Source organism: Longimicrobium sp. (assembly GCF_036399935.1).
Taxonomy (GTDB): Bacteria; Gemmatimonadota; Gemmatimonadetes; order Longimicrobiales; family Longimicrobiaceae; genus Longimicrobium.
Genome location: NZ_DASWMD010000068.1, coordinates 41400 through 47399, shown reverse-complemented (window position 1 = coordinate 47399; position 6000 = coordinate 41400). Strand labels below are relative to the sequence as shown.

Below are 6000 nucleotides of genomic sequence, written 5' to 3'. Positions count from 1 at the left end.
CGGGCCGGGAGCATCACGCTCCCGGCCCGGTTCGTCTTGCGCGCCGCGGTCAGAGGCGCGGATACTTCTCGTGGTCCACCGTGTGCGCGTCGCGGCTGCCGGGGCGCGCCTCGGGCGTCTCCTGCGAGAGGTCGTCCTGCTTGCCCTCGCGCTTCAGGTCGATGCGCTGCTGGTGCGACATGCCGTTCTGCGCCTCGTTGCGCTGGTGGCTGGCACCTGTGGTCGCCCCCACCTCGCTGGGCTTCTTGCCCTCTTCCCTGGCGTCGCGCGCCGCCTGCCGCTTCTGCTCCTCGTTGCCTTCCATCTGCTTGCCCATGGCGCTCCTCCTGATGGCGAAGTCGTTGTGAGGGGCGCACATCCGAGCAAACCGCGTACCGCCCGCCACCATGGACATCCGCATCCGCACCCCCACCGAAGCCGACCTCCCCGCCCTGGCCGCGCTGATGGCCGAGCTGGGCTATCCCGCGTCGGCCGAGCAGCTGCGCCGACGACTGGCGCGCATCGCTGGCAATCACGACTACGCCACCCTCGTCGCGGAGGTGGACGGCAAGGTGGTGGGGATGATCGGGTTGCAGCGGGGATGGGCGTACGAGCACGACCGGCCATTCGTGCGCATTCTGGCGCTGGTGGTCAGCGAGCGGATGCGCGGCCGGGGCGTGGGGGCGCGGCTGGTGGCGGATGCGGAGGCGTGGGCAGACGAGCGCGGCGCGTACGCCGTGCACCTGACGACGTCGCTGCACCGCGACGAGGCCCACCGGTTCTACGAGCGGGTGGGCTTCGAACGGACCGGGTGGCGCTACGTCAGGCGGATGGACTGACGGCGATCAGGGCTGCCAGGTGATCAGCGCCACGCCACCCGCCACGAACAGGATCAGCCCGAGCATGCGGACGCTGGTGGAGCCCGCCTCGGGCTCTTCGGCGCGGCGCCACACGGCGCGGCTGACGTGCTCGTCGGCGAGGATCAGGACGAGGCCCAGGAGAACGGACGCGATACCGAGGATGGCGGGCATGGACTGCTCCAGCGGGGGGACAAGAAGAGGGGAACTGCGTCCGCCGCCGGGAACAGACGGCGGACGCAGATCAATATGGCGACGCCGGAACGGGGCGCAAGTCCGGCGTCAGCGGACGGTGAAGGGCTGCGTCGACACCCGCTCGGAATCCCCGTCCGACGCCTCGATGTGCGTGCTGACCCGGTACCGCCCCGCGCGAAGGGCCTCCGGAAGCGGCAGCTGGTACGTGGCGCGTTCGCCGGACTCCAGCAGGAGCAGGATGGCCAGGCAGGCGGTTCCCGTACCTTCCGCCAGCGTCCACCCCGTGCTCGAAAAGCGCTCCAGCTGGCTGAAGCAGAGGTTGTATCCCACGCTGCCGTCGGAGGTGTTCGCCAGTTCCAGCGTCGCCGCCTCGCCCGCGTCGTACTCCGAGCGGTCGGTGCGCAGGGTGGCGTGCGCGTTCTCCGGCGACAGCAGTCCGTTGGCGCATCCGCCGCACACCACCAGGAGGAGCAGGGCCAGCATCTTTTTCATCGCAGCGTTCCTGCGAGGGGTTGGATCGGATCACCTCTCCTTCGAATCTGCCGAACAACGCACGCGGCCCGCCCGGTGTGACACCCGGCTTGACACCCCCCGGCGCGCGTTCGATTGTAGGAGTTCCCACACGTGTATACGGAATTCGCAACCGACGGACGGAGGCGCACCGCTTTGATTTCGTTCAGAACACGCCGCGCTGCCTGTGCGCTGGCGCTGGGTGCCGGAGTGCTGGCAGCGGCGCGCGCGGACGCGCAGCAGCGGCTGACCAGCCCCGAGCAGCAGTTCGGCCACGCCATCGGCGCCGACTACGTGCTCCCCAACTACCAGGCGCTGACGGCGTACTGGCGCAAGCTGGACGCCGAGAGCGACCGGATGACGATGGTGGACATCGGCCGCACGGCCGAGGGGCGCACGCAGCTGATGGCCATCGTCACCAGCCCCCAGAACCACCGCACCCTGGAGCGCTACCGCGAGATCAGCCGCACCCTGGCCATGGGACGGGCGGACAGCGCCACGGCCGCGCGGCTGGCGGCGGAGGGCAAGGCGGTGGTGTGGATCGACGGGGGGCTTCACGCCACCGAGGTGCTGGGCGCGCAGCAGCTGATGGAGACGCTGTGGCACTTCGTCAGCCGCGACGACGCCGAGACGCGGCGCATCCTGGACGACGTGATCATCCTGTTCGTGCACGCCAACCCCGACGGCATGGACCTGGTCAGCGACTGGTACATGCGCAATCCCACCCGCGAGGCGCGCTCCACGGGCAACATCCCGCGGCTGTACCAGAAGTACATCGGCCACGACAACAACCGGGACTTCTACGCCTCGACGCAGCCCGAGACGGAGAACATGAACCGGGTGATGTACCGCGAGTGGTTTCCGCAGATCGTCTACAACCACCACCAGACGGGCCCCACCGGCACGGTGATGTTCGCGCCGCCCTTCCGCGATCCGTTCAACTACGTGTACGACCCGCTGATCGCCACCGGCATCGACATGGTGGGCAGCGCCATGCACAACCGCTTCATCTCCGAGCGCAAGCCGGGGGTCACCACACGGCGCGGCGCCAACTACAGCACCTGGTGGAACGGCGGCCTGCGCACGACGACGTACTTTCACAACATGATCGGGCTGCTGACGGAAACCATCGGCAATCCCACGCCCATGGACATTCCGTTCGTGCCCAGCCGGCAGCTTCCCAGCACCGACCTGGTGTCGCCCATCGCGCCGCAGCGGTGGCACTTCCGCCAGTCCGTCGACTACTCGGTGACGGCCAACTACGCGGTGCTGGACTACGCCAGCCGCTACCGGCCCACGCTGCTGATGAACTTCTGGCGGATGGGCCGCAACTCCATCGAGCGCGGCAGCACCGACAGCTGGACCACGTATCCGCGCCGGGTGGACTCGGTACGCGCGGTGATCGCGTCGGAGCGGCAGGGGCAGCGAACCGACGGCACGGCGGTGATGTCGGGCGGAGGCATCTTCCAGGGCGCGCCCAACGCGCAGGAGTCCGCGCGCTACCTGGGGCTGCTGCGCCGCCCCGAGTGGCGCGATCCGCGGGCGTACGTGATCTCCGCCGACCAGGCGGACTTCCCCACGGCCACCAAGTTCGTCAACGCGCTGCTGGAGACGGGAGTGGAGGTGCACCGGGCCACGGCGCAGTTCTCGGCGGGCGGCAGGACGTATCCCGCGGGGTCGTACGTGGTGCAGGCCGCGCAGCCGTTCCGCCCGCACGTGCTGGACATGTTCGAGCCGCAGGACCACCCCAACGACTTCCTGTACGAGGGAGGCCCGCCCATTCCCCCGTACGACAACGCGGGATGGACGCTGGCGTACCAGATGGGGGTGGCGTTCGACCGCGTGCTGGAAACCGTGTCGGGCCCCTTCGAGCTGATCGATGCCTGGAACCTGCCCGCGCCGCGCGGGCACGTGGAGGCGCCGCGGGCGATGCCAGCCGCGTACGTGCTGTCGCCGACGCAGAACGACGCGTTCACCGCCGTCAACCGGCTGATGGGGGCGGGCATTCCCGTGCGTCGCACTTCCACCGGCAGCTTCTCGGTGCCCGCGCGCGAGTCGCACGCGCTGCTGGAGCGGCTGGCGGACTCGCTGGGGATCCGGGTGGATGCGTCGAGACGCGCGCCGGAGGGCACGCTGCTGAAGCCCGCGCGCATCGGCTTGGTGGACCGCTACGGCGGCGTGATGCCCAGCGGCTGGACGCGGTGGATCCTGGAGCAGTTCCAGTTCCCCCACCAGGTGGTGTTTCCGCCCGAGCTGGACGCGGGCAACCTGAACGCCAGGTACGACGTGCTGGTGTTCGTGGACGGGATCATCCCCGAGCGCGAGCCGCGCGGCGGGAGCATGGCCGGAATGCCCAGCCCCGACGCGGTGCCGGCGGAGCTCCGCGGGCAGCTGGGCGGCGCGACGATCGAGCGGACGGTGCCCCAGCTTCGTGCGTTCATGCAGAACGGGGGCACGGTGCTCACCATCGGAAGCTCCACGGTGCTGGCCCAGCACCTGGGGCTGCCCATCACCGACTACCTGACCGAGGCCGGCCCTGACGGGCAGCCGCGCCACCTGCCGCGCGAGAAGTACTACATCCCCGGCAGCATCCTGCGCGTGAAGGTGGACGCGAGCGCGCCGATCGCCGCGGGGATGCGCGAGGAGGCGGACGTGATGTTCGACGACTCGCCGGTGTTCCGCCTGGGACCCGGCGCCGAAGCCGCGGGCATCCGTCGCATCGCCTGGTTCGACACGGCCACGCCACTGCGCAGCGGATGGGCGTGGGGGCAGCAGCACCTGCAGGGCGGCGCGGCGATCGTTTCGGCGCCGGTGGGCCGGGGGATGCTGTACCTGTTCGGGCCGGAGATCGCGTTCCGCGCGCAGCCGCACGGCACGTTCCGGTTCCTGTTCAACGGCCTGATGGTGCCTGCGCAGTAAAAGAAGAGCATCACGCAGAGGACGCAGAGAAGACAGAGAGGACGCAGAGGGCATGCAAGCGCCTCTGCGTCCTCTCCGTTCCCTCTGCGTCCTCTGCGTGAAACTGCAGTTTCTACGCTTTGCGGCCGGCACGATCCCGCGGCAACGCTGTATAAACATTTGACACTAGCCGGCGCGCGGCGATACGTTCTTCGGTGTCTGTTCGGATCAGCAGAAACGCAGGGACGCAGGGTCGATGGAAGTCGCCGATAAGCTCGCCATTCTCGCGGACGCGGCAAAGTACGACGCGTCGTGCTCCAGCAGCGGCGCCAAGGGCCGGAAGGGCGGGCCGAAGGGGCTGGGCTCCACCGAGGGCACCGGCATCTGCCACAGCTACACGCCCGATGGCCGGTGCGTGTCGCTGCTGAAGATCCTGCTCACCAACGTCTGCATCTACGACTGCCAGTACTGCATCAACCGCAGCAGCAGCAGCGTCCGCCGCGCGCGTTTCACCGTGCAGGAGGTGGTCGACCTCACGCTGGATTTCTACCGCCGCAACTACATCGAGGGGCTGTTCCTGAGCTCCGGGATCATCCGCACCCCGGACTACACGATGGAGCAGCTGGTCCTCGTCGCGAAGACGCTGCGTACCGAGCACCGGTTCGCCGGCTACATCCACCTGAAGACCATCCCCGACGCCTCGCCCGAGCTGCTGGACGAGGCGGGCCGCTGGGCCGACCGCCTGAGCATCAACGTGGAGCTGCCCACCCAGGAGAACCTCGACCGGCTGGCTCCCGAAAAGAAGCTGGTGCAGATCACCGGGGCCATGACGCACCTGCGCGACCGCATCGACCAGGCGAAGGGCGACGCGGGGCCCCGGCGGTCGCTTCCCGTGTTCGCGCCCGCCGGCCAGAGCACGCAGATGATCGTGGGCGCGACGGACGCGACCGACGCCACCATCCTGTCCACCGCGTCGGCGCTGTACGAAGGGCCCAAGCTGCGGCGCGTGTACTACTCGGGGTTCTCGCCCATCCCCGACGCCGCGTCCGCGCTGCCCGTCGTACCCACGCCGCTCATTCGCGAGCACCGGCTGTACCAGGCCGACTGGCTGATGCGCTTCTACGGCTTCGGCGCCGACGAGCTGACCACGCGCGAGGCACCCAACCTGGACCTTTCGATGGATCCCAAGGTCTCGTGGGCGCTCCGCAATCGCGAGCGCTTTCCGGTGGACGTGAACCGCGCCCCGCGAGAAGACCTGCTGCGCATCCCCGGCCTTGGCGTCCGCAACGTCAAGCGCATCCTGGCCTCGCGCCGCTGGATGAGCATTCGCATCGACGACCTGCGCCGGTTGGGCATTCCGCTGCGCCGCTCGCTCCCTTTCATCATCACCGCCGACCATCGCCCGACGCTGCTCGGCCCGGACTCGCTGGATCTGCGCGACCGCATTGCTCCCAAGGCCGCGCAGGTGGACCTGTTCGAGTCGGCCGTGGCGGCGACGCACGGGGAGTTGTGAACGGCAGTGCGTTAGTGCGTGAGTGCGTGAGTGCGGAAGTGAAGACCG

General features: G+C 69.2%; 6 protein-coding genes. 3 read left to right on the top strand and 3 right to left on the bottom strand.

Translation table 11 applies throughout. The features are described from left to right. Positions 1-49 precede the first annotated feature (49 nt). Positions 50-316 carry a hypothetical protein gene (locus VGB24_RS20300; protein ID WP_331074771.1) on the bottom strand — a complete coding sequence of 89 codons (267 nt, stop codon included), beginning with the start codon at positions 314-316 and terminating at the stop codon, positions 50-52. 70 nt (positions 317-386) lie between these two features. Here VGB24_RS20300 and VGB24_RS20295 point away from each other — a divergent pair, with 70 nt between their 5' ends. Continuing rightward, positions 387-818: a GNAT family N-acetyltransferase gene (locus VGB24_RS20295; RefSeq protein WP_331074770.1), complete on the top strand. Its 432-nt coding sequence runs from the start codon at positions 387-389 to the stop codon at positions 816-818. A 6-nt stretch (positions 819-824) separates the two neighbouring features. Here VGB24_RS20295 and VGB24_RS20290 read toward each other — a convergent pair whose 3' ends face one another. Further along, the gene (locus VGB24_RS20290; RefSeq protein ID WP_331074769.1) at positions 825-1010 is read right to left on the bottom strand and encodes a hypothetical protein; all 186 of its coding nucleotides are present in this window, start codon (positions 1008-1010) and stop codon (positions 825-827) included. A gap of 108 nt (positions 1011-1118) precedes the next feature. Beyond that, positions 1119-1523, bottom strand: a complete 405-nt coding sequence (locus VGB24_RS20285; RefSeq protein ID WP_331074768.1) for an immunoglobulin-like domain-containing protein — start codon at positions 1521-1523, stop codon at positions 1119-1121. Positions 1524-1751: 228 nt separating this feature from the next. On the opposite strand from VGB24_RS20285, the gene VGB24_RS20280 reads away from it, so the two are divergent. Together VGB24_RS20280 and VGB24_RS20275 are read left to right on the top strand one after the other, a co-directional pair. Beyond that, positions 1752-4460 (top strand): M14 metallopeptidase family protein, encoded by a 2709-nt coding sequence (locus tag VGB24_RS20280; protein ID WP_331074767.1) that lies wholly within the window; start codon positions 1752-1754, stop codon positions 4458-4460. A gap of 235 nt (positions 4461-4695) precedes the next feature. After that, a complete protein-coding gene (locus VGB24_RS20275) occupies positions 4696-5952 on the top strand; it encodes a putative DNA modification/repair radical SAM protein (protein ID WP_331074766.1) in 1257 nt (418 codons plus the stop codon). Positions 5953-6000: the final 48 nt, after the last annotated feature.

Bases quoted from the DNA above. Each gene is read 5' to 3' on its own strand.
- VGB24_RS20285 (WP_331074768.1), bottom strand. From the start codon at position 1,523: ATGAAAAAGATGCTGGCCCTGCTCCTCCTGGTGGTGTGCGGCGGATGC.
- VGB24_RS20295 (WP_331074770.1), top strand. From the start codon at position 387: ATGGACATCCGCATCCGCACCCCCACCGAAGCCGACCTCCCCGCCCTG.
- VGB24_RS20300 (WP_331074771.1), bottom strand. From the start codon at position 316: ATGGGCAAGCAGATGGAAGGCAACGAGGAGCAGAAGCGGCAGGCGGCG.
- VGB24_RS20275 (WP_331074766.1), top strand. From the start codon at position 4,696: ATGGAAGTCGCCGATAAGCTCGCCATTCTCGCGGACGCGGCAAAGTAC.
- VGB24_RS20290 (WP_331074769.1), bottom strand. From the start codon at position 1,010: ATGCCCGCCATCCTCGGTATCGCGTCCGTTCTCCTGGGCCTCGTCCTG.